The organism is Streptomyces sp. NPDC030143 (genome assembly GCF_055573695.1).
Genome location: NZ_JBVIAY010000048.1, coordinates 1 through 22,656, shown reverse-complemented (window position 1 = coordinate 22,656; position 22,656 = coordinate 1). Strand labels below are relative to the sequence as shown.

General features: G+C 68.5%; 22 protein-coding genes and 10 pseudogenes. 26 read left to right on the top strand and 6 right to left on the bottom strand.

The genetic code is table 11. From position 1 onward, the window contains the following. Positions 1 to 373: 373 nt before the first annotated feature. Positions 374 to 517: pseudogene (locus tag ACZ4YY_RS37030) on the top strand (transposase); the annotation flags it as partial. A 59-nt stretch (positions 518 to 576) separates the two neighbouring features. On the opposite strand, the gene ACZ4YY_RS37025 reads toward ACZ4YY_RS37030, so the two are convergent. Then, the gene (locus ACZ4YY_RS37025) at positions 577 to 1,776 is read right to left on the bottom strand and encodes a transposase (RefSeq protein ID WP_468299735.1); all 1,200 of its coding nucleotides are present in this window, start codon (positions 1,774 to 1,776) and stop codon (positions 577 to 579) included. 219 nt (positions 1,777 to 1,995) lie between these two features. Continuing rightward, positions 1,996 to 2,811: a helix-turn-helix domain-containing protein gene (locus ACZ4YY_RS37020; RefSeq protein ID WP_468299733.1), complete on the bottom strand. Its 816-nt coding sequence runs from the start codon at positions 2,809 to 2,811 to the stop codon at positions 1,996 to 1,998. A gap of 364 nt (positions 2,812 to 3,175) precedes the next feature. Here ACZ4YY_RS37020 and ACZ4YY_RS37015 point away from each other — a divergent pair, with 364 nt between their 5' ends. The 3 genes and pseudogenes from ACZ4YY_RS37015 to ACZ4YY_RS37005 form a co-directional block, all read left to right on the top strand. Beyond that, the gene (locus ACZ4YY_RS37015) at positions 3,176 to 3,547 is read left to right on the top strand and encodes a VOC family protein (RefSeq protein WP_468299731.1); all 372 of its coding nucleotides are present in this window, start codon (positions 3,176 to 3,178) and stop codon (positions 3,545 to 3,547) included. Positions 3,548 to 3,573: 26 nt separating this feature from the next. Then, complete coding sequence (locus ACZ4YY_RS37010; RefSeq protein ID WP_468299729.1) at positions 3,574 to 3,990, top strand: SRPBCC family protein; 417 nt, start codon at positions 3,574 to 3,576, stop codon at positions 3,988 to 3,990. Positions 3,991 to 4,278: 288 nt separating this feature from the next. Next, positions 4,279 to 4,758 (top strand): annotated as a pseudogene (locus ACZ4YY_RS37005) (transposase); the annotation flags it as partial. Here the strand turns inward: ACZ4YY_RS37005 and ACZ4YY_RS37000 are convergent. Next, positions 4,757 to 5,606, bottom strand: a pseudogene (locus ACZ4YY_RS37000) (ISAzo13 family transposase); the annotation flags it as partial. The pseudogenes ACZ4YY_RS37005 and ACZ4YY_RS37000 sit on opposite strands and share 2 nt — an antisense overlap. 39 nt (positions 5,607 to 5,645) lie before the next feature. Here ACZ4YY_RS37000 and ACZ4YY_RS36995 point away from each other — a divergent pair. The 5 genes from ACZ4YY_RS36995 (at position 5,646) to ACZ4YY_RS36975 (ending at position 8,702) form a co-directional block, all read left to right on the top strand. Continuing rightward, complete coding sequence (locus ACZ4YY_RS36995) at positions 5,646 to 5,792, top strand: hypothetical protein (RefSeq protein ID WP_468299727.1); 147 nt, start codon at positions 5,646 to 5,648, stop codon at positions 5,790 to 5,792. A 97-nt stretch (positions 5,793 to 5,889) separates the two neighbouring features. Beyond that, a complete protein-coding gene (locus ACZ4YY_RS36990) occupies positions 5,890 to 6,828 on the top strand; it encodes an intradiol ring-cleavage dioxygenase (protein ID WP_468299725.1) in 939 nt (312 codons plus the stop codon). 3 nt (positions 6,829 to 6,831) lie between these two features. Beyond that, a complete protein-coding gene (locus ACZ4YY_RS36985; protein ID WP_468299723.1) occupies positions 6,832 to 7,653 on the top strand; it encodes a triphosphoribosyl-dephospho-CoA synthase in 822 nt (273 codons plus the stop codon). 16 nt (positions 7,654 to 7,669) lie between these two features. Beyond that, on the top strand, positions 7,670 to 7,843 hold the full coding sequence (locus tag ACZ4YY_RS36980; RefSeq protein WP_468299721.1) for a hypothetical protein: 174 nt from the start codon (positions 7,670 to 7,672) through the stop codon (positions 7,841 to 7,843). Positions 7,844 to 8,108: 265 nt separating this feature from the next. Beyond that, on the top strand, positions 8,109 to 8,702 hold the full coding sequence (locus ACZ4YY_RS36975; RefSeq protein WP_468299719.1) for a DUF6417 family protein: 594 nt from the start codon (positions 8,109 to 8,111) through the stop codon (positions 8,700 to 8,702). Positions 8,703 to 9,102: 400 nt separating this feature from the next. Here the strand turns inward: ACZ4YY_RS36975 and ACZ4YY_RS36970 are convergent, their stop codons facing one another. Continuing rightward, on the bottom strand, positions 9,103 to 10,218 hold the full coding sequence (locus tag ACZ4YY_RS36970) for a winged helix-turn-helix domain-containing protein (protein WP_468299717.1): 1,116 nt from the start codon (positions 10,216 to 10,218) through the stop codon (positions 9,103 to 9,105). 55 nt (positions 10,219 to 10,273) lie between these two features. Here ACZ4YY_RS36970 and ACZ4YY_RS36965 point away from each other — a divergent pair, with 55 nt between their 5' ends. From ACZ4YY_RS36965 to ACZ4YY_RS36950, 4 genes are all read left to right on the top strand, one after another. Further along, positions 10,274 to 10,393 (top strand): lasso RiPP family leader peptide-containing protein, encoded by a 120-nt coding sequence (locus ACZ4YY_RS36965; protein ID WP_468299715.1) that lies wholly within the window; start codon positions 10,274 to 10,276, stop codon positions 10,391 to 10,393. 108 nt (positions 10,394 to 10,501) lie between these two features. Then, on the top strand, positions 10,502 to 12,325 hold the full coding sequence (locus ACZ4YY_RS36960; protein WP_468299713.1) for an asparagine synthase-related protein: 1,824 nt from the start codon (positions 10,502 to 10,504) through the stop codon (positions 12,323 to 12,325). A gap of 10 nt (positions 12,326 to 12,335) precedes the next feature. Then, entirely contained in the window at positions 12,336 to 12,599 is a 264-nt protein-coding gene (locus ACZ4YY_RS36955) for a lasso peptide biosynthesis PqqD family chaperone (RefSeq protein WP_468299712.1), read from the top strand. Next, complete coding sequence (locus ACZ4YY_RS36950) at positions 12,596 to 13,015, top strand: lasso peptide biosynthesis B2 protein (RefSeq protein WP_468299710.1); 420 nt, start codon at positions 12,596 to 12,598, stop codon at positions 13,013 to 13,015. The genes ACZ4YY_RS36955 and ACZ4YY_RS36950 overlap by 4 nt, the downstream gene beginning before the upstream one ends. A gap of 381 nt (positions 13,016 to 13,396) precedes the next feature. Here the strand turns inward: ACZ4YY_RS36950 and ACZ4YY_RS36945 are convergent. Further along, positions 13,397 to 13,597, bottom strand: a pseudogene (locus ACZ4YY_RS36945) (helix-turn-helix domain-containing protein); the annotation flags it as partial. A 143-nt stretch (positions 13,598 to 13,740) separates the two neighbouring features. Between ACZ4YY_RS36945 and ACZ4YY_RS36940 the strand changes: the two are divergent. From ACZ4YY_RS36940 to ACZ4YY_RS36895, 10 genes and pseudogenes are all read left to right on the top strand, one after another. Further along, positions 13,741 to 14,352: pseudogene (locus tag ACZ4YY_RS36940) on the top strand (alpha/beta hydrolase); the annotation flags it as partial. 42 nt (positions 14,353 to 14,394) lie between these two features. Next, positions 14,395 to 15,224, top strand: a protein-coding gene (locus ACZ4YY_RS36935) for an IS5 family transposase (RefSeq protein WP_468299737.1) whose coding sequence is annotated in 2 segments (ribosomal slippage) — positions 14,395 to 14,734 and positions 14,734 to 15,224 — 831 coding nt in all. Because the reading frame shifts where the segments join, the coding sequence is not laid out codon by codon here. 19 nt (positions 15,225 to 15,243) lie between these two features. Continuing rightward, a pseudogene (locus tag ACZ4YY_RS36930) lies at positions 15,244 to 15,621 on the top strand (alpha/beta fold hydrolase); the annotation flags it as partial. Between the two features lie 264 nt (positions 15,622 to 15,885). After that, on the top strand, positions 15,886 to 16,107 hold the full coding sequence (locus tag ACZ4YY_RS36925) for a hypothetical protein (protein ID WP_468299708.1): 222 nt from the start codon (positions 15,886 to 15,888) through the stop codon (positions 16,105 to 16,107). Between the two features lie 9 nt (positions 16,108 to 16,116). After that, positions 16,117 to 16,404: a hypothetical protein gene (locus tag ACZ4YY_RS36920; RefSeq protein ID WP_468299706.1), complete on the top strand. Its 288-nt coding sequence runs from the start codon at positions 16,117 to 16,119 to the stop codon at positions 16,402 to 16,404. Positions 16,405 to 16,435: 31 nt separating this feature from the next. After that, entirely contained in the window at positions 16,436 to 16,741 is a 306-nt protein-coding gene (locus tag ACZ4YY_RS36915; RefSeq protein WP_468299704.1) for a DUF6247 family protein, read from the top strand. Continuing rightward, on the top strand, positions 16,738 to 16,998 hold the full coding sequence (locus ACZ4YY_RS36910) for a hypothetical protein (protein ID WP_468299703.1): 261 nt from the start codon (positions 16,738 to 16,740) through the stop codon (positions 16,996 to 16,998). The genes ACZ4YY_RS36915 and ACZ4YY_RS36910 overlap by 4 nt, the downstream gene beginning before the upstream one ends. A gap of 195 nt (positions 16,999 to 17,193) precedes the next feature. Then, positions 17,194 to 17,825, top strand: a pseudogene (locus ACZ4YY_RS36905) (class I SAM-dependent methyltransferase). Between the two features lie 122 nt (positions 17,826 to 17,947). Next, positions 17,948 to 18,952 (top strand): annotated as a pseudogene (locus tag ACZ4YY_RS36900) (IS481 family transposase). Between the two features lie 14 nt (positions 18,953 to 18,966). After that, a pseudogene (locus tag ACZ4YY_RS36895) lies at positions 18,967 to 19,796 on the top strand (IS5 family transposase). Between the two features lie 17 nt (positions 19,797 to 19,813). Here ACZ4YY_RS36895 and ACZ4YY_RS36890 read toward each other — a convergent pair. Next, positions 19,814 to 20,731, bottom strand: a complete 918-nt coding sequence (locus tag ACZ4YY_RS36890) for a LysR family transcriptional regulator (protein ID WP_468299701.1) — start codon at positions 20,729 to 20,731, stop codon at positions 19,814 to 19,816. 71 nt (positions 20,732 to 20,802) lie between these two features. On the opposite strand from ACZ4YY_RS36890, the gene ACZ4YY_RS36885 reads away from it, so the two are divergent. From ACZ4YY_RS36885 to ACZ4YY_RS36875, 3 genes and pseudogenes are all read left to right on the top strand, one after another. Then, the gene (locus tag ACZ4YY_RS36885; protein WP_468299699.1) at positions 20,803 to 21,465 is read left to right on the top strand and encodes a maleylpyruvate isomerase family mycothiol-dependent enzyme; all 663 of its coding nucleotides are present in this window, start codon (positions 20,803 to 20,805) and stop codon (positions 21,463 to 21,465) included. Continuing rightward, complete coding sequence (locus ACZ4YY_RS36880; RefSeq protein ID WP_468299697.1) at positions 21,462 to 22,001, top strand: anthrone oxygenase family protein; 540 nt, start codon at positions 21,462 to 21,464, stop codon at positions 21,999 to 22,001. The genes ACZ4YY_RS36885 and ACZ4YY_RS36880 overlap by 4 nt, the downstream gene beginning before the upstream one ends. 375 nt (positions 22,002 to 22,376) lie before the next feature. Beyond that, positions 22,377 to 22,656: pseudogene (locus ACZ4YY_RS36875) on the top strand (hypothetical protein); the annotation flags it as partial.

Genomic DNA, 22,656 nt, shown 5'->3' with positions numbered 1-22,656 from the left:
ATCTCGACCGCGACGGGCCGCGCCGACTCCACCTTCAACATCGTCCACTGACCCACCGCACGAGCCCACTGCCGCGCCGCCTGGCCGTCACCAGGCGGCGGGGCGGTGGCTCCACGTCGACCGCCACACCACGGCCGCCGGGCTACCCGCTCCGGCCCGGCGCGGTTATCCGTGGACGGGTGGTCGTTCCTCGCCTGGTGGGGCAGCCGTGACACGCTGGATGTCACGCTGGTGGAACCCGAGCCGGTGGTAATCGGCGTCGACGCCCCCCACATGACGGCGCCAGCCGCGCTGAGGAGGAGGCAGCCTGTCCCACGGACCTGCATGCACGGGGATAAGACTTCACCGGCCGACGCCAGCTTTCTTGCGCCTGCTCGCGCCGGAACATCGCCGCGGTCACGGTGCTCTCTACGGCGGCCATAACCAGGGGCGTATCGACGTTGCCCGGTTGCGTCGCGCAGTGGCCTCTCAGCCTTTGCCAAGGGTGGCGGACGGTCGGATCGTGCTGGCCGCAGACGGTTCTCGTAGAAACGCAGCGTCGTCTCGGCGAGCTGCGAGATGCGGTAGGTCGTCACATTATCGACGCTGAACCTTCCACCCGACTCGAAGGTCAAGCCGTGGTCGGCGCACCCCACGGCGAGTGCTCCCCTCTGGGGGCATCACCCGAATCAGCGATCGTGCAACGCCTGTGGCGGCTGCTAGCGTCAGGGAATCTGGCGCTGAGCTGCGGAACTCTCCAGATCTGCCTCTCGCCACAGCATCTACCCCAGAGAAGTCGGGGAAGTCGTAGAACGCCAGCAGCTCGTCCTCATCGTCCACGATCTTCTTGACCGCCTTGGGGTACTTCGCGTTGTACTGCTTGGCGAGTATGGCGACGGCTTTGCGGGCCTGCTCCTTGTTCTCGGCGTTGTAGATGTCCTGGATGGCCCGCTTGGCCGCGGGCTGGGCCGACTTTGGCAGGGAATCGAGAACATTTGCGGTTTTGTGAACCCAGTATCTTTGTTCGCGGGTGTCGGGGAGCACCTCGGCCAAGGCCTTCCAGAAGCCGAGCGCGCCGTCCCCGACGGCCAGCACCGGAGCGCGCATGCCCCGGCGGGCACAGTCGCGTAGCAGGCCCGCCCACGCCTCCGTCGACTCGCGATAACCGTCGGCCAGCGCGATCAGCTCCTTGGTGTCATCCGCCCGCACGCCCATCACCGCCAGCACGGCAGCCTTGGCCTCCTCCAGGCGTATGCGCAGGTGAATGCCGTCGGCCCACACGTAAAGTAGTCCGTGGCCGACAGATCGCGGTCCATGAAGGCAGCGTGGTCGGCCTGCCACTGGGCCGTCAGCCGCGTGACCGTGGCCGGCGACAGCCCGGCCGAACTGCCGAGGAACTGCTCCAGCGCGGGCACGAAGTCCCCAGACGACAACCATGCAGGTAGAGCAGCGGCACCTCTCCGATCTTGGGGACTTCCGGGCCCAAGGCGGCAGGATCGCCGAGGAGAACCGCCTGCGTTCGCCCGTATCGAGGTCGGTGCGCTTGTCGTTCACCCGCGGGGCCTTCACCTCCACGGTCCCGGCCGCGGTGGTGACCTTCCTCGGCTGGTGATAGCCGTTGCGCACTACCAGCCGCCGCCCGTTCTCCTCCCGCTGGTCGGCCAACTCGGCGAAGTATGCATTGACCTCGGCTTCCAGCGCGGCGGCCAGCATCCTGCGGGCGCCCTTCCGGACGATCTCGTCCAGCAGTGACGACCCATCTCGCGTGGCGCCGTCTTGGTTGACCACGGTGAGCATGAAGGTGCCTTCCCGACCGACGCCGCGAACGTCGGTCTTGCTCGGTGACCTATCGATCAATCGCTCGGGAAGGTACGTCCTCCCGAGGCCGATCCACAGGATCTGAGCATTGTTCCGCTAGGAGCGTGTCTCAGTAACCGCCAACCCGCTTGAAAAGCGTGTGGGGGGCAACCCCTCACGAGTTCGAATTTCGTTTCCTCCGCCTTCGTCGTGTGATGGTCAGGGCACGGGCGTCAGTAGACGCCGCAGTGCGGTCGGCGTGTGGCCCAGGTACTGGCGCATGGTCCGGGTCAGGTGGGCCTGGTCGGCGTAACCGAGGTCGGCGGCGAGGACACTGAGGCTGTTTTCACCAGCCTCCAGGCGGTCGAGGGCCCGGCCGATGCGGATGCGATGCCGGTAACGGGTCACCGAGACGCCGAGCTCGCGCGGGAAAGCCCGGCTCAGGCGGTAGGGAGAGACGCCGAGCAGTTCGGCCAATGAGAACAGTGTGCCGGACGCGGGGTGTCCCTCGGCGATCGCCTCGCGTGCTGCCACGACGAGGCTCCGGTCGTGACCGGTGGACGCGCCGCCGATCAGAGCCAGTCCGGTCACGGTCTGGCTGATGGCGGTCGCCAGCAGAGCCAGAAGTTCCTCGGAGACCGCGTAGTCGACGTCTCCCAACCGTGCGGCGGCGAGCAGGCGGCGGTGGGCCAGGTCGAGCTGCGGATCGACGTAGACCGTCTGTGCGGCCGGTCCGGCTGTCTCTCCGGCCATGGAGCGCCATAGCTCAGGCGCCACGCTGATCGCGGTGCAGTGGTCCCCTCCAGAAGGGTGGGCGAAGCTCTCCTCCTCGCCCGGGGCACCCACGTAGGCCAAGGTCGCGTCGATGTCGGCGGAAACACCGGCCGCTGTCCTGCGGAACCGGCCCCGGCGCACGAGCACCACGCGGTAGTCGGCCCGTACCTCCGGCTCCGACCAGCGGGTGTGGTCGGAGCGGCAGGCTACTGCGCTGATGCCGAAGTCCGGACGGGTAGCGATGGGAGCGGCCGTAAGCATCCTTCGGACGCTACGCCATGGGTCTGACATTGATACTTGTAGCGGGTTCCGGTGGTCGTGGCTCAGGGTCTGACTGACGCCCTGCTGGGCTGTCCTGCAGTTGTTCTGTCCGGCTGCCGGGCCCCGTCTCCATGGCATCGGCCAGGTGGAGCATGACCTGAGGAGCTTGGCCAGAGGCCCCCCTCAATGTCCTGGCTGACTCACCTGGCCGGTGTCACCGCCGGCGACAGGACGACAGCGACGACCATGTCCAACCGCGCAAGGATCTTCAAGACGGTGGCCGGCGGCTGAGCGCACACTGGCGTGGTGCGAGGGGCCCGCCCGTTCGCACATCGTCCATTTCCGACGCTCAGGAGTCATCGGCATGCCCGTTCTCAAGCAGCTCAGCACAGTCGTCATCGACTGCGCCGATCCGGTCGCGCTCGCCGCGTTCTACCAGAAGGCCACCGAGTGGGAGATCACCTACAGAGACCAGAACTTCGCGGCTCTGGGCAAGGGCACCCCGGTACAGCTCGCCTTCGTCCGCGTCGAGGGTTACCAGGCGCCGGGCTGGCCCGACGGCGCCAAGCACGTGCACCTCGACTTCACGGTCACCGACCTTGACGGCACGGCCGGGGAACTGCTCGCCCTCGGAGCGTCCCGGCCCGAGTTCCAGCCGGGTGAAGGCCAGTGGATCGTCCTCACCGATCCCGAGGGCCACACGTTCTGCCTGACCTCCGACACCGCCGGCGTCTGAACACCCCGCAGAGAGGAGATCGACCCATGGCATCCATCCACCGCGAAGTCCTGATCGACGACACCCCAGAGAACGCCTGGGCAGCGATTCGCGACTTCGGCGAGGTCCACCGACGCCTCGCGCCGGGTTTCGTCACCGACACACGTGTCGAGATCGATGTCCGGATCGTGACCTTCGCGAACGGTACCGTGGTGCACGAGCTCATCGTCGACATCGACGACGACGCCCGGCGCATCGCCTACGCCGTGGTCGGCGGGTCGATGGAGCCCAAGCACCACCACGCCTCCATGCAGATCTTCGGCGACACCGAGAGCCGCAGTCGCTTCGTGTGGATCACCGACGTTACGCCGGACAGCCTCGGGTCGCCCATCGCCGAGATGGTCGACCAGGGCATCCGCGTAATCAAGCGCACCTTGGACCGGGAAGCCTCGCCGACCCACTGACCAGCAGGCCGTCGGAGCTCGGCGTGGTTGCAGTTCTGGTTGCATTCAGCCGCGTACAGCGGTGTCAGAAACCTGGCGAACGAGCCAATCCGCCGCAGGTCAGCACCCTGTACGACCACCCCCGAACCCTCGGACGAACACTTGTGGTTCGTGATCATTCATGCGGATGATCTCGGTATGCGTGATGGGGATGGGCTGTTCGAGGTCGGGCCGGTAGGGAAGAAGCGGCCGCAGGGCCCTTGGGCAGCGGTCGGCAAGACGTTTCGGGCGTTCGATCCGCATCAGGTCATGCTGCTCCCGCCGTCGCTGGACGACTGGCTGCCCGAGGGCCACCTGGCCCGGTTCGTCGCTGACCTGGTCGACGAGGTGCTCGACCTCGCCACAGTCCTGGCCGACTACACCGAAAAGCGCGGCTACCCGCCCTACGATCCACGGCTCATGGCGCGTCTGCTGATCTACGGCTACACCACCGGCGTCCGCTCGTCCAGGGCGATCGAGCGCCGCCTGGCCGACGACGTCGCGTTCCGGTTCCTGGCCGCCGGTCAGGAACCGGACTTCCGCTCGATCGCCCGGTTCCGCCGCCGCCACCTCGATGCGCTCGCCGGTCTGTTCACCCAGTCGCTGCACCTCGCGACCAAGCTTGGCATGGTCAAGATGGGACGCGTTGCGCTGGACGGCACGAAACTGGAGGCCAGCGCCTCCAAGCACAAGGCGATGAGTTATGGCCGCCTGGTCGACAAGGAAGGACGCATCGAGGCCGAGATCGCCCAGCCGCGTCGGCGGTGATGAGCAGTCGCGTCGCCTGCGGGTAGGCAACCCGACCCTGGCCGCACCACCAGCGGCGGATCGATTCCACCGCGAATGCGGCGGTCTCGTGATCGGTGCCCACGTTGACCCAGCCGGTGTTCGCCGCGAGGTCGTAGATCCCGTACGGAACGGCCTTGCCCAACTGGGGGTCGGCGAAGTCATGGACGTTCACAGGCGCCGTATCAGCCGCAGGCCGCCACTGGCGGCGGTTGTTCTTGAACTCGCCGACGAGCTCCTTCTTCTTGGTGTCCACGCTGATCACCGGCTGGCCAGCGTCCCGGTGATCACGGGCCTGCTCGGAGATAGCGGAACTGGGCATCTCGGTCGGGATGTTGGCTTCCCTCGATGGTCTTGGCGTTGGCCTGCAGACTGAAGCCTTCCTCCCGCAGCAGGTCCGCGACGGTGTCCGCACTGATTTTGTGTCCGGTCCGGGCGAGCTCCCGCGCCAGCGTGCGGGTCGACTTCACCGTCCACCGCAGCGGCGACATCGGATCACCTCGCTCGTCCGGCTCGACAAGCGCCAGGAGAGCCGGTCGCAGCCCCGGATCGAGATCTGCGACCCTCTTGCGGCCTCCACCCGGCCGCCGCACCCGCCCCAGAGGCTCCTCGCCGGCCTCCAACTCGGACACGCCCTTGCGGACCGTGGTCTCACTCACCGAGGCCGCCCGCGCGACAGCCCGTACACCACCGTGTCCCAGAACACAGGCCTCTGCGGCCATCAGCAGCCGTCGTTGCCGCTCATCCAGATGGGGGAACAACACCCCGAACCTCATGGTGAGTTGGGCACAGATCTCGTCCGGGATGCGCATACCACATCAACGAGCCATGGGACGGGAAGCAACACCTTGATGATCTGCAAGCCCTTAGATGAAGACCTGGCTGCGCGCTCTGCTTGGTGCGTATTCAGTGCGAGCAAGCGCGGCAGGCGGGGCGCGGTGGTGAGCTTCGACAAGATGTTGAAGTGGAAGAAGGACGAGCCGCTGATGGCGGTGTAGCGCCGACCCCGTACCCGAAGACGTGCGATACGCATTCTCAGCTTGCGCACACAGTCGGCTCAGGTTCCTGACAGCCGTCACTCCTACGTTCATGGACATGACGGGAAACCACAAGGACACCTCTATCACCCGGCGCCGTGCCCTCGCGGTGACCGGAGGCACGGTCGCGGCCGGCGGCCTCGCCGTGGCTGGGTACCAGTCGGCCTTCGCCGACGACGCGACGACCACCGCCACCGCCGAGGCAACCGCCACCGCCTCGGCGACCGCCACCGGCGGCACGTGCATGACTCTGATGTCCAGCGTCACCGAGGGGCCGTACTACCTCGACGGCGCCCTGGTGCGCAAGGACATCACCGAGGGCAAGAGCGGCGTCCCGCTGACCCTGTGCCTCACCGTCGTGGACGCTACCGACGGCTGTACCCCGGTGCCCGGCGCGGCCGTGGAGATCTGGCACTGCGACGCCTGGGGCTACTACTCCGGGTACACCAGCGCTAACCCTGGCGGCTCCGCGCCCGCGGAGAGCGAGGACGGCTCGACCGCCGACGACAACACCTATCTGCGCGGCTACCAGATCGCCAACGCCAACGGGGTCGTCAAGTTCGAGACGATCTTCCCGGGCTGGTACGCCCCGCGGACCTGCCACATCCACCTCAAGGTGCACACGGGCGGCGAGAAGGAGGACGGCACCTACGAGGGCGGCAAGGTCAACTACACCGGCCAGCTGTTCTTCGCCGACGAGATCGCCGAACAGATCTTCACCCTGGAGCCGTACGCGAAGCACTCCGGCACCTACACCGAGCTCGCCGACGACATGGTCTACGACGGTGGCGGCGCCTCCAGTGGCCTGCTGACCCTCAAGGCCGTGCACAAGAGCGACCCGTCCAAGGGCTACAAGGGCTCTCTGACCCTCGGCGTCGACCCCGACGCCGAGAACACTGGAGCGGGCGGCGGCGGTGGCGGTACGCCCCCGAGCGGCGCCCCGACGGGCACCCCGCCGAGCGACGGCGCCTCGCCGTCGGCCACGGCGTCCTCGTAGCGCGTGAACAGCCGCGAGGACGACGAGCTGGCCCAGGCCGCCGTGGACGCGCTGACGGGGCAGCTGGCGCTGGCGCCCAAGCCCGGCCTGCCCGATCCGCGTGACCTGAGCGCCCGTACGACCCGGGTGGACCACCGCGCCCTGCGCTGGTCCGCCAAGGCGCTCGCGCCCGGCCTCGCGGCGATGGCCGCCGCGGCCCGCCGCACGGGCGAACCTACGGCCCGACTCCGTGCCGAACTGGGCGCGATCGGCCGCTGCACCGAGCACTCGGTGGGCCTCGCGGGCGGCGGCCACCGCGGCGCCCTGTGGGTGCTCGGCCTGCTGGTCGCCGCGACCGCCCTCGCGAAGGACGTGGCCGCAGTCGCCAAGCGGATCGCCGCGCACCCTGACCGGCGGGCCCCGCGAAGACCCTCGCGCGGCTCATCGATCTCGGCGAAGTACGGCGCCGCCGGGGCGCGCGGCGAGGCACGGGCCGGATTCCCGCACGTACGGCGGGCGTTGGACGCCCTCGCCGCCGCCCGCTCGGCAGGTGCCGACGAGGATGAGGCCCGCCTCGACGCCCTGCTCACCGTGATGTCCACCCTCCAGGACACCGAACTCCTGCACACCGCGGGCCCGACCGGCCTGCGGTACGTCCAGGCGGGCGCCCGCGGGGTCCTGGAAGCGGGCGGTACGGCGACGGACGCGGGCCGCGAAGCCCTGCACGCCCTCGACGCCGACCTCCACGCGCGCGCGTGGAGCCCGAGAGGCAGTGCGGGACTGCTGGCGGGAGCGCTGTTCCTGGACTCGCTTGTGGTGACGGTCAGTTCAGCGCGGGCAGCCTGACGGCCGCTTCGCCGCGATGGCGGAGACCGAGCGGGAGAATATCCGCGAGTCCACGCTCGAAGGGCTCGACACCGCGGCCCGAAAGGGCAAACACGGCGGCCGGCCCCCGGCCATCACCGACGACCTGCTCCACACCGTGCTCCGGCGCCACGCGGGCGGCGAGTCCATCGAGCAGATCCAGCCGACCTGATCATCCCCACCCGCAAGCGCAAGGGACAGAACCCCTCCGCCGCCAGCATCTACCGGGCGCTCGCCGAACACGCCAAGCGCGAGACATACCCGAAGTCGTCGAACAGGCCCACGCCGACTTCGCCGCTTCAGAACGTCGTCCGACTCACTGACTCGACGCGCGGCCGCCTCGAGCGCAAGTAGAGGGAACGGGAACAGGTGGCGTACCAGCCCGCGCGGCTGTTCCAGCCTGCGGGATCGGCGGGACGGTGAAGGGACGGTACGGCGTGAGGGCGGAGAAGACGCTCGATGTGCTCGAGCTGGTGCTGGCGTGCCAGAAGAGGGCCGAGCACGGCTGGGTGCTGGACGTGACGGTTGAACCGCTGCTCCGGAACGTGCGCCCTCTCGCCAAGCAGGGCCTGGTGCAGCTGGCCGACAGGGAGACGCGTGCGGAACTGTCCGCCTGGGAAGGCCGGCCGGTGCGCTGTGCGGCGCGCCTGTCGGCGGCCGGGCACGACCTGCTCGCTTACGCCCGCGCCCGGTCGGCTCCGGCGGCTTCCGGGCCGGGGCCGGGATGTCGGGAGGTGGAGCTGCTGCCGGCGCAGATGGCGGCGCTGCGGGTGTTCGTCGGGCTAGCCGGGCGGTTGGAGTCTCCTCCGGCGCAGGGGCTGGCGGAGCAGGTCCGTACAGCGGTTCACGACCGAGGGGCGGGCCGGTGGTGGCGGCTGCATCTGACGCAAAAGCAGATGGAGTCGGCGGCGTATGGGTTCTGGCTGCACCGGCTGGCCGGTTCGGCCGCGGAGGCCAACCGCTTCTACCGCGACTACGGCCGCCTATATCACCCCACCACGAGCTCGCCCGTGACGGCTGCGGCTCCGTAGCCCCACCCCTCGGCGCGACCCGGAATGCAGTCGCGGACCTGACGGGGAACGGGCACGGCCACCGCGTGATCACCGGGGGTTGTGTGGACTCCTGAAGATCGTGCTGTGGCCGCAGACCACAGCGTAGATCCTGCCCGCTGGCGGGCGATGTTTTCGACCAGGTCATTCCCTGATCGCAGGCCGGTGCGGGCCGGTTGAGCCCCGGACGTCGGCCTGCTCCTACCTGCTCTTGCTGCTGTCGAACGTCGAACGGAAGAACTGCTGGCAGCAGGGCGAACAGGCGGGCCACAGCCGACCCGGGCCGATGCAGCGCCTGCTGGGCTATGCGGAGAGCGGGGCGTGGTGCGTGCGATCGTGGCGTGGTGAGCGACGCTCGGCGCGGGACGTCAGGGACGCGCTTTCAGGCGGCGGAGTTGAGGAGGTTGGTGCCGGCGGGGGTGATGGTGTGGAGAGCGGTGTTGTGGTGCCGGGCAGTACGGGAAAGGCCGGCGGTGCGGAGAACGGTCGCGTGCTGGCTGGCGCTGGCGGGGGAGATGCCGGCGTGGCGGGCGAGTTCGGTGGTGGTGCAGGCGGGGTGCTGGGCGATGGTCCACAGCACCACTGCGCGGGTGTGGCCGAGAAGTGCGGTCAGGGAGTCGGGGATGGTGGTGAGAGTTCGTGCGGTGTCTGTGGGGGGCAGGAAGAGATCGGTGTCGCGCACGCCAACGGGGTAGGTCAGCCAAGGCTGAGGCTCCGCTGTTTCGTCCAGTGCGGGGTATACCGCCCCGAAGACTGAGGGGATCAGGAGCAGGCCGCGGCCTGCGAGATGGATGTCGCCTGCGTTGCCGGAGGCCATGGTGAGTTCCAGGACTGGTGGCTTCCACTGGATGTAGCGGGGGTTGAGTCCGGACAGCAGGGTGTGCAGTCCGCCGCGCGCGGCCTGTCGTGTGCGCAGAGCCTGGTCCGCGCCGCTGAGGGCATCGATGTGCTGCTGGTAAGGGGTGATGACGTGCTCGTGGGCGTGGGCGGCGGTGTCGGCCAGTTCCATGAGCAGCCGTTTGTCGCTGCCGAGTGACTGTGTCCAGGCCGCCACGGCACGCTGCTGGCTGCGTCCGGCCCAGGTATCCATGTCCTTGCGGATGCGGGCGGCGGGTGTGGCCCGCACCCGGTCCAGCGCCTCTTCGATGCTGTCAGCGGAAGCGTGGGCGAGAAAGTCCACTGTCCAGCCCGTTGGCGGAATCAGATCGAACAGTCGTCTGACCTTCGGCGACAGGCGGCGCAGTGATTCCTTGCGCCAGGCCCCGAACCGGGTCGGATGACTGCCTTCTTGCAGCAATCGCAGCGCGATGTCCAGCTCCAGCATCGGGCGGGGCCCGTCGGCCAGCCGGGTACGAGTCAGATCTTCAGCCGTGAAGTGAATACGAAGCGGCATGGTGAAGATCGTGTCCAGGATGTCGTTATTCGGGCCAGGCCAAATCACGTCGATCCGCGAACGGCGGTCCAGGCACTCTTGCTTGTGCACGAACACGAACAACATCTGCCGTTGGCTCTGTCCGCCGACGGCAGCTCAACCAGATGAGGAGATGAATGCCATGGACAAGGAAACGTCGTACGAGACGCCCATGCTGATCGAGCTCGGCGACTTCGCCGAGGTCACCCGCGCGGTGCGGAACGGCTACTGGATCGACTTCTTCGGCGCCTGGTGGTTCTGACCAATCCCGAAGTCTGACGGCTTGATCCAGCAATGACCCGGGCGATCGGTGCAGGAGTGGCTTATGCACCGATCGCCTGCCCCGTGCCCGGACGCAGGAGAAAGCGCCGTGGAATTTCTGGTCCTTCCTGATCACTCATCAGGAACCCTCGTGGCCGCAGCGATGCTGCGGACCCCGCACCGCAGGGTGATGAAGCATGCATCAGGGCGGCCCTGGATCGTGGGTCGCTGGTCCGACGAGGAGGTGACGTCGGCTTCGGTCGGCACCCACAAGGTGGCTCTACTGGGCCGCACCACGATGAATGCCAAAGAGCTCTCCCACCGTATTCGCAGGATGCGAACGGTCGGAGACCTCGATGCCCTGTCCCGGTCGCTGTCTGGGTGTGTCCATCTGATCGCATCCATCGACGGTCAGGTACGGGTGCAGGGGACCGTCTCGACAGCGCGCCAGATCTTCTACGGGCTGGTGGAGGGGGTGACTGTTGCTGCCGACCGGCCGCAGAACCTGGCCGCCCTCACCGGTTCCGGTATCGACGAGGAGTCGTTGGCCCTCCAGTTGCTGACCCCGGGCGCACCCTGGCCACTGTCGGACGTCTGCCCGTGGTTGAAGGTCACACCCCTGGCCTCCGGTCACTACTTGCACATCCGGAGCGACGGCACAGCGAACCCGGTGCGCTGGTGGACGCCACCAGAGCCGGACCGTCCCCTCGCCTACGGAGCCGATGTCCTGCGCGAAGCACTGACGGCCGCGGTACAGGCGCGCACCTCCCGTCCGGGCACGGTGAGCGCGGACCTGTCCGGCGGAATGGACTCCACAAGCCTGTGCTTCCTCGCCGCCTCCCAGCGGACTGGACTGGTGACATACCATCACCTGCCCCTCGACCCGTCGAATGACGACCGAGCGTGGGCTGCTCGCTACGCGGCCGAGTTGCCCGACGCCCGGCACGTGATCGAGTCGCCCGGCACCGCGCCATCCTGGTACGCGGGAGCACTGACCCCGAGCACCGATGTGGAGGCGCCTTATCCACTCATACGGACCCGCGCGAAGTTGGCACACCTCGCCAGGCAGATGTCCGCGCAGGATTCCACCCTCCATCTTCAAGGCATCGGTGGGGATGAGCTGTTTCATGCCCGGGCGTCCTGCGTACACGCTCTCGCACGTGCCCGTCCGCTGAGGTCCGTCAGAGCTGCCCGCCTCATCAAGAGCATGCACCGGTGGAGCACAGTGACCATCCTGCGCTATCTGGCGGGCGGAACCTCGTACGCCACCTGGCTGGCCGGCTCCACAAGCCATCTCACAGGCGCAGGGCAGCGTTCCGCGGCCACAGGACCCGAGTGGGAAGTCACTCCCGCGATGCCGCCTTGGGCGAGCGCGGACTCGGTGGACTCCGTACGCCGTCGGATACACGCGGCGGCGTCATCCGCCCCCGATCCGCTGGCTCCTCTGCCAGTGCACCACGAAATGCTGCGTGCCATGCAGGTATGCGGTGCGATGACCCGGCGCGCCTCCCGCGTCACCGAGGAGTTCGGAGTCCACTACGAGGCTCCCTTCCTGGACGACCGGGTCATTGAGGCGACGATGTCGATCCGCCTGGAAGACCGGATCGCAGCCGGTAGCTATAAACCCGTGCTCACCGCCGCGATGCGCGGCATCGTTCCGGGCCACACACTGGGCCGCGGCACCAAGGGCGACTACAGCGAGGAACTGTACGACGGGCTCCGGCACCACCGGCATGAACTGCTGGAACTGTGCGAGGACTCGCATATGGTCCGGCTGGGCCTGGTCAACGGCGCCGCGCTGCGAAAGCTGCTCACGGGGTTACACGCGAACACCGCACCGTTCATGGCCTTCGATCCCACGCTCGCCTGTGAGTCCTGGCTTCGGTCGCTCTCCGCGAGCGGCAGGCTCGCCGCCACGCCCATCACCCGATGAAGAGGTACCGATGAGATTCTCCCTGGCAGATCATGTGACCGTTACCGTCACCGAGCACGGTGCGGTCCTCCTGGACGAACGCACCGGCCGGTACTGGCAGACCAACGGAACCGCCGCCACAGTGCTGCGTTGCCTGCACGAGGGCGGCACAGTCGAGGCAGCCGTTGCAGAACTGGTCGGCAAGCACGCCACCCTCCCCGACGTGCGGGTCCGGGTCGCGGAAGACGTGAACCGGCTGCTTGGTTCGCTGCGCGCCGCGGAACTGGGCTCATGAGCGGCGCCGTCGTCACCGAGACATCTGAGGCGCCTTCTCTTCGCCTTAGGGTCGCAGCCCGAGCTGCCATCGGCGTCGCACTGGTACTTGCCCGGCTTTCGCCGCGACGGCTGCGCAGGACGATGGAACTCCTGCGCCGTGGCGCCCGCCCCGCTGACCACGCGGAGGCACTTCGGGCACGTGACGCCGTGGTCGCCGTCAGCGTGCGGTGCGCCGGCCCGTGGTGCCTGCAGCGATCGATCGCTACCACCCTGTTGTGCCGGGTGCGCGGCTCCTGGCCGGACTGGTACACAGGGGTTCGCACCCAGCCCTTCCGCGCGCACGCGTGGGTGACGGCAGAAGACAAGCCAGTCGGTGAAGACTCAGAGTCGCTGTGTCTGTTCCACCCCGTCATCGTGGTGAAGGCGAACCGATGAACACCGCTGGTGCAGCGGCGCCCCGAGTCGGCGGGACAGACCGTGGGTGTCTCACGACGAGATACCTGCCGTGCGCACCGTAGGACTTCGCCGGTCCTACGGCAGTAGCGAAGCGGTACAGGCTCTTGACCTGATGATCGGGGCAGACGAGACATTCGGTTTTCTCGGTCCGAACGGACCGGGGAAATCGACCACGATCGCCATGCTGTGGCTTCCCACGGTCGTGATCATCGCCGCCGGCCCGGTCGATGTCACCGCGCAGCGCGTGAACGACCGCCGAGTGGACAAGGCTACCGGTGAGCGGAAGCGGTTCTCCTCGAAGATTCTGCCGCCGTAGTGCCGTAAGTTCCCGAAGATCTTTTTGAGGTGCTGCCAGCTGCGCGAGGCGCCGTACTCCTTCGTCAGCCGCAGCACCACCTCCAGGGTGGGCTTGCGCCAGCCGGTCTCGATCCGCGACAAGGTGCTCGATGAGATGCCGGTCGCGCAGCTGATACCGGCGAGCGTGGCGCCGTGCTGCTCGCGTGCGGCTCGCAGCCTGGGCCCCATCGCCGCCAACGTGCCGGCCACGTCGTCGACTGCCACCGTGACCGTTCCTTCCGACCGCGCCGCTCCACCGTCCATCCTGCGAGTTTGCCAGGATGGCAAGGCTGATCGCGTCGGGCGGGCGTCGCACCGCATGATCGATGGGTATCCGCCGTCCGTCCGCGAACCGAGGAGAAGCCCCCATGCAATCCGAGCCGACCGCCTCCCTCCGCCACCGCACCGTCGAGGCCCCGGCCGGACACCTGCACCTGGTCGAGCAGGGCACCGGTCCGCTGGTCCTGCTCGTGCACGGCTTCCCCGAGTCCTGGTACTCCTGGCGCCGCCAGCTCCCGGCCCTCGCCGCGGCCGGGTACCAGGCAGTGGCCATCGACGTACGCGGCTACGGCCGCTCCTCCAAGCCCGCCGCAACCGATGCCTACCGGATGATCGACCTGGTGGAGGACAACGTCGCCGCCGTGCGCGCCCTCGGCGAGGAGAGCGCGGTGGTCGTCGGCCACGACTGGGGCTCCAACATCGCCGCCGCCTCCGCCCTGCTCCACCCGGAGATAGTCCGCGCCGTCGGCCTGCTGAGCGTCCCCTACGCACCGCCCGGCGGCCGTCGACCCACCGACATCTTCAGCCAGATCGGCGGCCCCGAGCATGAGTTCTACGTCTCCTACTTCCAGGAACCCGGCCGTGCCGAGACAGAGATCGAGCCCGACATACGGAGCTGGCTCGCCGGCTTCTACGCCGCGTTGTCCGCTGACACCATGCCCGCCCAGGACGAGCCCGACCCGCACTTCGTCGCCCTAGGGTCTGTCGTCAAATGATCTTCGGTCGGGGATCATGGTCGGGTGATACGTCGCCATGAACTGTCCGATGCCGAGTGGGCCTTCGTGCAGCCGTTGCTGCCCCGGTCCGGGCGGGGCCGCAGGCGGCTGGACGACCGGACGGTCCTCAACGGGATCGTGTGGAAGTTCCGGACCGGAACGGCCTGGCGGGACGTGCCCGAGCGGTACGGATCCTGGGCCACGCTGCACACCCGCTTCCGCCGGTGGGCCAAGGACGGCACCTTCGAGCGGATGCTCCGGGCCGCCCAGGCCAGGGCCGACGCGGCCGGGGACATCGAGTGGCTGGTGTCGGTCGACTCCACGATCGTCCGGGCCCATCAGCACGCGGCCGGAGCGCGAAAAGGGGGCTCCCCACCCCGGGACTCGGCCGGTCCAGAGGTGGCCTGACCAGCAAGATCCACCTGGCCTGCGACGCTGTGGGCCGACCGCTCGCCTTCACCGTCACTGGCGGCAACACCAACGACTGCACCCAGTTCACGGCCGTGATGGAGGCGATCCGGGTGCCCCGGCTGGGGCCGGGGCGGCCCCGGATCCGGCCCGACCACGTCATCGGCGACAAGGGCTACAGCTCCAAGGCCATACGCACCTGGCTGCGGCGACGCAACATCCGGCACACCATCCCGGAACGGTCCGACCAGATCCGCAACCGGCTCCGACGCGGCAGCCGTGGCGGACGTCCGCCAGCCTTCGACAAGCAGGTCTACAAGCGGCGCAACGTCGTCGAGCGGTGCTTCAACCGCCTCAAGCAGTGGCGCGGCATCGCCACCCGCAACGACAAGACCGCAGAGTCCTACCAAGCAGCCGTCGCCCTCGCATCACTGCTGATGTGGGCGTGACATTTGACGACAACTCCTAGGCGGCCAACTGCGCGACCGTTTCCCCACCGGCCCGCTCCCAGCCTGGCTGACCGAGGACGACCTCGATGTCTATGCCGGGGAGTTCGAACGCACCGGAATCACCGGCGCCCTCAACCGCTACCGCAACATGGACCGCGACTGGGAAGACCTCGCCCCCCACCGCGGAGCCCCGATCACACAGCCCGCCCTGTTCATCGGCGCCACACTGGACGCCTCCACCACCTGGATGGCAGACGCCATCGACGCCTACCCCACCACCCTCCCCGCCCTGTCCGCCTCTCACCTCCTGGACGGCTGTGGCCACTGGATCCAGCAGGAACGCCCCGAGGAGGTGAACCGCCTGCTGACCGACTGGCTCGCCACCCTCCAGGACTGAACCAGGCGGGCTACCTGCGCAGCTTGGCTGGGCGTTTCGGATCGGCGGCGCCGACATAGCGCACAGCGGTCTGCTCGGCGACGCCGAACAGGCGCATCAGCCTGAGCGGGTCGACGCTTTCGGCCGCTTCTTGAGGATGCTCTTGTCTCAGCCCGCTCAACGTGCGCCTGCGGGGAAGGGCTCCGCAGCCAGTCAGCGCTCCTCCGGAACCCGCGCATACTCCACTACGCCGGTGACAGCAAGCCTGCCTAGGTGACAACTACCGTGCTTCGGCTCACGTACCCGGCCCCGAAGAACGACGCCGAACGTGCGGCGAATCGCCGGGCCGAAGACGAGTACCAGCGCCAGGAAGAGGAAGGGGCCGCCCTTCTCCATCTGGCCGAGGGGCTTCCCCCGGTCGCTCCCGAGCTCCTCAAAGTGCGGCTCGACCTGGTCACGGCCGGCCTGCACGTGGCACCGCCCCAGCCGCGCACCGACGAGGACTAGGGCAGGGTCGTGGTCTACCTCAACGACGCCGCCCAGGTCGTGGTCGACGTGCTGCCCCACGCCCGGCTCGACCGCGCGGCGCTCGACATGGTCGAAGCCGACCGCACGGACGACGAGGCCGTAATCCGCTACGAGGTGGTCCGATCGGCGATGGACACCGCCCTTGGCACCATCCTGACCGGCTTCCGCTACGCCACCGCCAGCCGCAGTTCGGTTCGGCGACATCGTCCTGCCCAGCACCCGGTAGAAAGGGATCCGCCCATGCGCGCATCCACGGCCCACCGGCGCGTACCGTGAAGTGACGACCCGCCACCGGGAGGACCAGCCCATGAGCGCGCAGCCCGACCACGCACCCGTCCCGCCGTACGCCCCCGCGCCCGGGGCACCGGCCGAACTCCTCACCCAGCTGCGCGCCGACCAGCGCGCGGCCACCTGGGTGCCAGCCTTCGAGCGGCAGTGGGCGGCAGCCCTCGAGGAATCCCGCCGCGCGTTCTCCCTCGCCCCGCTGTACGAGGTCATCCAAAACTGGCAGGGCCGCCTCGCCCACGCCCCGGCCGTCGACGCGTTCGTCGCCTCCGGCTACGACGACAGCGAGTTCATCGACATGGCGGAGCTGCGGGGAAGGCGCCGGTGACCGGACAGCCGTACGCGGTCCGCTTCTCCGCGCCGGCCGCGAAGGTCCTCGCCACCCTGCCCGAGCACGCCGAAAACACCGTGTGGGACGTTCTGGACGCCGCCGCCGGCGACCCGTGGGGCTTTGGCCAGTGGGACGCCGACGATCCCGAGGGCGAGGACGCGCGCTACGCGTCCGTCGGCCAGCTCTCCCTCACCTACTGGGTGAACATGCCCCTGCGCCGTCTGACCGTCCTGAACATCGTCTGGCTCGGATAGCCACCCGATGACAACGCCCTGCCCCCGGCATGGCGGATTCTAAGGATCGTCGCAACACGTGATCGCCGTTGTGTGATGGCGAGCAGTCTAGACAGCTGCTCGGTCGGGTATCCCGGCCGAGCGGCTGACGGTCGTTCCAGGCCGGGCCTCCGGCTGTGGTTTCGCAGGCGACCGAGGGGTTGATGGACTCACGCCATGACGACATTGCTGTCCCGCATCATGCGAGCACTGGAGCAGTTCCATGCCACCCACCCCTGGGACCACAACGCCCACTACCACCGGTGGATATTGCGCCAGCTCCCCAGACGTTTCAACAGGGCTCTGGACGTCGGATCAGGCAGCGGTGACCTCGCCAGACTCCTGGCCTCACGGGCCGGAGCAGTGCACGGTATCGACGTCGATCCCACGATCGTCGATCGCGCGCAGGGCTCACAGAGCCCGCCGCCCCGGTGACCTTCACTGTCGGAGACGCATTGAAGGAGGTGCCGCCTGGCCCCTACGACGTCATCACATGTGTCGCCACCATCCACCACATGCCGTTCAGCGACGCCCTCACCTGCTTCCGCCAGCACGTGGCGTCCGGCGGAACCCTGGTCGTCGTCGGCGTCTATCGCCCGCGGTCTCGGAGCGATTACCTGATTGACGCCGTGGCCATTCCGGCGAACGTCGCCATGGCCTGGATCAAGAACAAAGGCCGCAAGGCGCCGCGACCAGCCTCAATGACCGCCCCGGCCCGACCGGCGACTATGACCTTTGCAGACGTCGTTCGCGACGCCCGCCAGGCGCTACCCGGTGCACGGCTGCGCCGACGACTGGTTTGGCGCTAAACGTCTGGCACCGGCACTAGATGTTTTGATCACAAGCGTTGTTGACACTCGCCGGTGCTTGATCATGGCGAAGACCTCCGGTGTGGTGGAGCTGTTCAGGACTGCACCGCACGGAGGTCTTCGTGTCCCACCGTAATGCCCGGCTAACCGTTCACGGCAGGCGGCTGCTCGTCGAACGTGTCTGCGGTGGCCGCCCGGTCGCGCATGTCGCGGCGGAAATGGGCATCTCGCGCGCCACGGCCCACAAGTGGATCCGCCGCTGGCGGGCGGAGGGCGAGCCGGGGCTGCACGACCGCTCCAGCCGCCCGCTGACGACACCCCACCGCACGGCGGCAACGGTGGAGGCCCGCGTCTGCCGGCTGCGCTAGGACCGCAAACTCGGCCCCGCCCGCCTCGGCCCGGTCCTGGGCCTGCCCGCCTCGACCGTGCACCGCATCCTCACCCGCCACGGCCTGAACCGTCTGGCCTTCCTGGACCGGCCCACCGGACAGCTCATCCGCCGCTACGAACGCGACCGGCCCGGCGAACTCGTCCACGTCGACGTCAAGAAACTCGGCCGCATCCCCGACGGCGGCGGCCACAAGGTCCTGGGCCGTCGAGCGGGCCGGGCCACCCGCAGCGGAATGGGCTTCGACTACATCCACTCCGTCGTCGACGACCACAGCCGCCTCGCCTACAGCGAGATCCACGGCGACGAGAAGGCCGTCACCTGCGCAGGCTTCCTCCGCCGGGCCGCGGCCTTCTTCCAGACCACGGGCATCGACCGCATTGAGCGGGTCCTGACCGACAACGCCTGGCCCTACCGCAAAAGCCTCGCCTGGCAGCAGGCGCTCGCCGACCTCGGCGCGGCCGGCAAGCTCACCCGCGCCTACCGGCCGCAGACCAACGGCAAGGTCGAACGCTTCAACCGCACCCTGCTCGACGAGTGGGCCTACCTCAAGCCCTACACGAGCAACAACGAGCGGACCGCGGCCCTGGCAGACTTTCTGCACACCTACAACCACCACCGCTGCCACACCGCACTCGGCGGCCAGCCACCGATCAGCCGTGTCAACAACGCTTCGGGTCAATACACGCGTGTCTCTTTGATCGGCTGGTCAGTTGATCGGATGTGTCCGTCCGGTTAGTGATCACTGATGCGATGTGGGGCCGGATCGAGCCGCTGATGCCGGCCGATCCGGTCCGCGGACGGCGGTGGGCCGATCACCGCCGCACCTTGGCGGCCATCGCGTGGAAGTACCGCACCTGCTCGCCCTGGCGGGACCTGCCGAAAGAACTCGGCTCATTCCAGACCGCTCACAAACGCCTGATCAGGTGGGCCGTGGGCGGCACCTGGGAACGCATCCTTGCCGCGCTCCTGGCAGCGGCCGACGCTGATGCCGACATCGGCTGGACCGTCTCGGTGGACTTCACTGTCTGCCGGGCCCACCAGCACGCCGCCGGAGCCAGGAAAAAGGGGCTCCAGGCCAGGCCGAACCCGGTGACCACGCGCTGGGACGCTCGCGCGGCGGCCTGAGCACGAAGGTCCATCTGGCCAGCGACGGCCATGCGCGGCCCTTGGCCCTTCGCGTCACCGCAGGCCAGGCGGGCGACGCTCCGGCCTTTGAGATGGTCATGGCCGCCATCCGTGTTCCGCGAAGCGGACCCGGACGGCCGAGAACTCGCCCGGACATCGTCCTGGCGGACCGCGCGTACTCATCCCGAGCGATCCGGAGTCACCTCCGCCGACGCGGAATCCGCGCGGTCATCCCCCAGCCGTCCGACCAGGTCGGCCACCGGCTGCGGTGAGGCAGCGCGGGCGGTCGCCCGCCGACTTTCGACGCGGCGTCGTACAAGCAGCGCAACGCGGTCGAGCGATGCATCAACCGCCTCAAGCAGTGGCGCGGCCTGGCCATGCGAACCGACAAACTGGCCGTCGCCTACCAGGACGCCCTCCACGTCGCCGCCATCCTCATATGGGCACGACGGTGACCAAGGACGGAGGCAGTCTAGGAATTGGGGGGCTTGGGAATGACTTCGCGTAGGCGGTCGAGGAGAACGCGGGCCGCGGGGCTCGAAGGGCCGCCGACCTGCCAGGCGAGCGCGATGCGGGCACGCATCTCGGGCCGGACGATCCGCAGGGTGCGAAGGTGTCCGTCGAGGGGGGACTCGTTCTCACCGGCAGGTAGCACGGCGATGCCGAGGCCCCGCGCGGCAAGCTGCGAGAGCACGTGTGGGGCTGCCGCCTCGAAGGCGACCCGGGGCCGGAATCCTGCCTGTGCACAGCCGCGTTCGAGCGCCGTGCGCACCCCGGTGCCGCGCGGCAGGCAGATCAGCGGCCGATCCCGCAGCTCGGCGAGCGGGACGCTCGTACCGTCGACGCGGTCGAGAACGGGATCGCTTGGCGCGACAGCGGCGACCAGCGGGACATCGATCACCGTCTGGAAGGCCGCTCCGGGCGGGGGCGCCTCCTCTGCCGTTCCGAGGACGGCGATGTCGAGCTCGCCGGCCAGGAGCGCGGCCTGCATCCGCTCCGTGGTGTCCTCGGTGAGAGTCACCTCCACTGAGGGGTGGGCGTCGTGGAAGTCCGCGAGTAGAGCGGCGATGTCGAAGGCGTGGCCAGTGGCGCCGGAGACCAGTCCGAGCGTGACCCGGCCGCGCAGCAGCCCCGTGTACGCGTCGACCGTCTGCCGCACCGACTCCGCCGCGGCCAGTGCGGCCCGGGCATACGGCAGGACCGCCCGGCCCACCTCGGTCGGTGTCACCGACCGGGCGGAGCGGTCGAGCAGGGGCTGCCCCAGCTCCTTCTCTAGCTGGCGGATCTGGGCGCTGAGGCCGGGCTGGGCCAGATGCAGCCGGGCGGCGGCTCTTGTGAAACCGCCTTCCTCGACGACACAGACGAAGTAGCGCAGCTGGCGGAGTTCCATAAGCAGTGATTCTAGATTGCAGCAGAACTATTTACTGGCGTTATCTATCTGCCGGCCTCAGGCTTGATCACATGGGGAACCCAACAGCCCGCAAGGGGAAGAGTGTCGAGGTCAGGGCGGCGATCGCGGCGGAACGCCGAGAACTGGCCGACCTGTTCGACACATTGAAAACCGATCAGTGGAACGAGCAGAGTCTCTGCGCGGGATGGCGCGTTCGCGAAGTGGCGGCGCACATGTCGATGGGGTTCCGCCTCTCCTTGCCCACGATGCTCGGTGAACTGGTCAAGGCACGCGGGAACCTTCACCGCATGACCGATCAGGTCGCGCGCAGGGATTCGGCCGCCCACTCCACCACCGCGCTCGCTGCCTTCCTGCGGGACAACGCCGACCATCCCTGGACACCACCGGTCGGCGGGCTCACGGCGGCGCTCGGCCACGACGTGGTGCACGGGCTGGACATCACCGTCGCCCTCGGCCTCCACCGGCGCGTCCCCGAGAACCGGCTGCGCATCCTCCTCGATGACATCCGGCCCAGCGGCCTAAAGTTCTTCGGTGCCGACCTTGACGGAGTGCAACTGTGCGCCGACGACCTCGACTGGTCGTACGGCTCTGGCTCACCCGTCTTCGGCGCCGCCCAGGATCTCCTGCTGTTGGCCTACGGTCGCAGGCTTCCGGACGGCCGGCTACGAGGAGAACCGAGCAATCGTTTCACGCGATCCGTCGAGGAGGCATGAACCAGATGCGCACCCGCCTCCTCCTGGGTCTGTCCCTGTTCTCCACCGGTCTGCTTGCCGGAGCCTTCGGCTACGGCGCCGCCAACCTGGTCCCCACCTTCAACTCCGTGCCGATCGACATGAGACTCGACTTCCACACCGAGCTGATGAAGATGAACGGGATCACCGTGCAGGGGGCGATGGCGGTCTCGGCCCTCAGCGCCCTCACCCTGGCCGCCCTGACACGCGGACGAGCCCGAGTCCTCGCAGCCACCGCAGGGCTCCTAACTGTCGCGTCCTTCCTGATCACTCGGTTCGGGAACGTCCCGATCAACGGCCGCATCAAGCAGTGGGCCGCCACCGCGCCGCCAGCCGACCATGTGGAGATCCTGAGCCGCTGGGAACTGTTCAACGATGCCCGTACCTGCACTGCCGCAGCTGCGTTCGCCATCCTGATCTCTGTTGCCCTGCGCCAGGCAGGCGAGCGACCGAGCACCACTGAACCCACCGCCGTCATCTCGACAGGCCGATGCGTCGGTCCTGGCGAACCCGTATGAGGGCCCGATCCGTGCCACACCACAGTGGTCACCGATCACCGGGTGCGGCTGATCCACTGAGTGGTGTGCATCGTGAAGTTGCAGGTTATGGGGCTGGTGTGCGGGCGTCTTGCCGTGCTCGTACTGGTTGGCGGCCAGTGTCCACGATGAAGATCGTCCGCCAGGGCGGTCGGGGCGGTTTATGGGGTTCTGCTGCGCCTGCCGCGAGGGCCCACCTACGATCCGTCGCCGTACCGGTAGGTCGCCGGATCGCGGGGAGGGAGTGGGGATGACCGAGCTGGAGCGGATCACGGCTCGTCGGAGTGAGCTGGACGTGCTCGCCGAGGAGTTGGGCAAGCGGCTTGGGGAAGTCGCGGCGGGGGGGGGGAGGAGTTGGTGATCGCCGAGCGGGTGCTGCTCCGGCTGGCTGAACAGGACCGGGCCGAGGCGGAGGCCGCTGCCCTGGTGGCTCCGGCGAAAGTGCAGGTGGCGGGTCGTGCGGTGCTGCTGATCCCGCATCGCGGCGATGCCCCGGACGAGAGCGTACTGCCCGACGACTACCGGCGGATTCTGCAGATCGTTCGGGCTGGTGACGGTCCGGTGCAGGTCAGGGCGGTGGGCGAGGAACTGGGACTTGAGGTGGCGGTGCGCGGGAAGCTGGAGCCGTTGCGGGCGA

Coding starts and splice junctions, on each gene's coding strand:
- ACZ4YY_RS36890 (WP_468299701.1), bottom strand. CDS start 20,731: ATGGAACTCCGCCAGCTGCGCTACTTCGTCTGTGTCGTCGAGGAAGGC.
- ACZ4YY_RS36880 (WP_468299697.1), top strand. CDS start 21,462: ATGAACCAGATGCGCACCCGCCTCCTCCTGGGTCTGTCCCTGTTCTCC.
- ACZ4YY_RS37015 (WP_468299731.1), top strand. CDS start 3,176: ATGCCCGTTCTCAAGCAGCTCAGCACAGTCGTCATCGACTGCGCCGAT.
- ACZ4YY_RS37010 (WP_468299729.1), top strand. CDS start 3,574: ATGGCATCCATCCACCGCGAAGTCCTGATCGACGACACCCCAGAGAAC.
- ACZ4YY_RS36990 (WP_468299725.1), top strand. CDS start 5,890: ATGACGGGAAACCACAAGGACACCTCTATCACCCGGCGCCGTGCCCTC.
- ACZ4YY_RS36980 (WP_468299721.1), top strand. CDS start 7,670: ATGGCGGAGACCGAGCGGGAGAATATCCGCGAGTCCACGCTCGAAGGG.
- ACZ4YY_RS37020 (WP_468299733.1), bottom strand. CDS start 2,811: ATGCTTACGGCCGCTCCCATCGCTACCCGTCCGGACTTCGGCATCAGC.
- ACZ4YY_RS37025 (WP_468299735.1), bottom strand. CDS start 1,776: ATGCTCACCGTGGTCAACCAAGACGGCGCCACGCGAGATGGGTCGTCA.
- ACZ4YY_RS36885 (WP_468299699.1), top strand. CDS start 20,803: ATGGGGAACCCAACAGCCCGCAAGGGGAAGAGTGTCGAGGTCAGGGCG.
- ACZ4YY_RS36970 (WP_468299717.1), bottom strand. CDS start 10,218: ATGTTGTTCGTGTTCGTGCACAAGCAAGAGTGCCTGGACCGCCGTTCG.
- ACZ4YY_RS36915 (WP_468299704.1), top strand. CDS start 16,436: ATGAGCGCGCAGCCCGACCACGCACCCGTCCCGCCGTACGCCCCCGCG.
- ACZ4YY_RS36965 (WP_468299715.1), top strand. CDS start 10,274: ATGGACAAGGAAACGTCGTACGAGACGCCCATGCTGATCGAGCTCGGC.
- ACZ4YY_RS36950 (WP_468299710.1), top strand. CDS start 12,596: ATGAGCGGCGCCGTCGTCACCGAGACATCTGAGGCGCCTTCTCTTCGC.
- ACZ4YY_RS36995 (WP_468299727.1), top strand. CDS start 5,646: ATGATCTGCAAGCCCTTAGATGAAGACCTGGCTGCGCGCTCTGCTTGG.
- ACZ4YY_RS36955 (WP_468299712.1), top strand. CDS start 12,336: ATGAGATTCTCCCTGGCAGATCATGTGACCGTTACCGTCACCGAGCAC.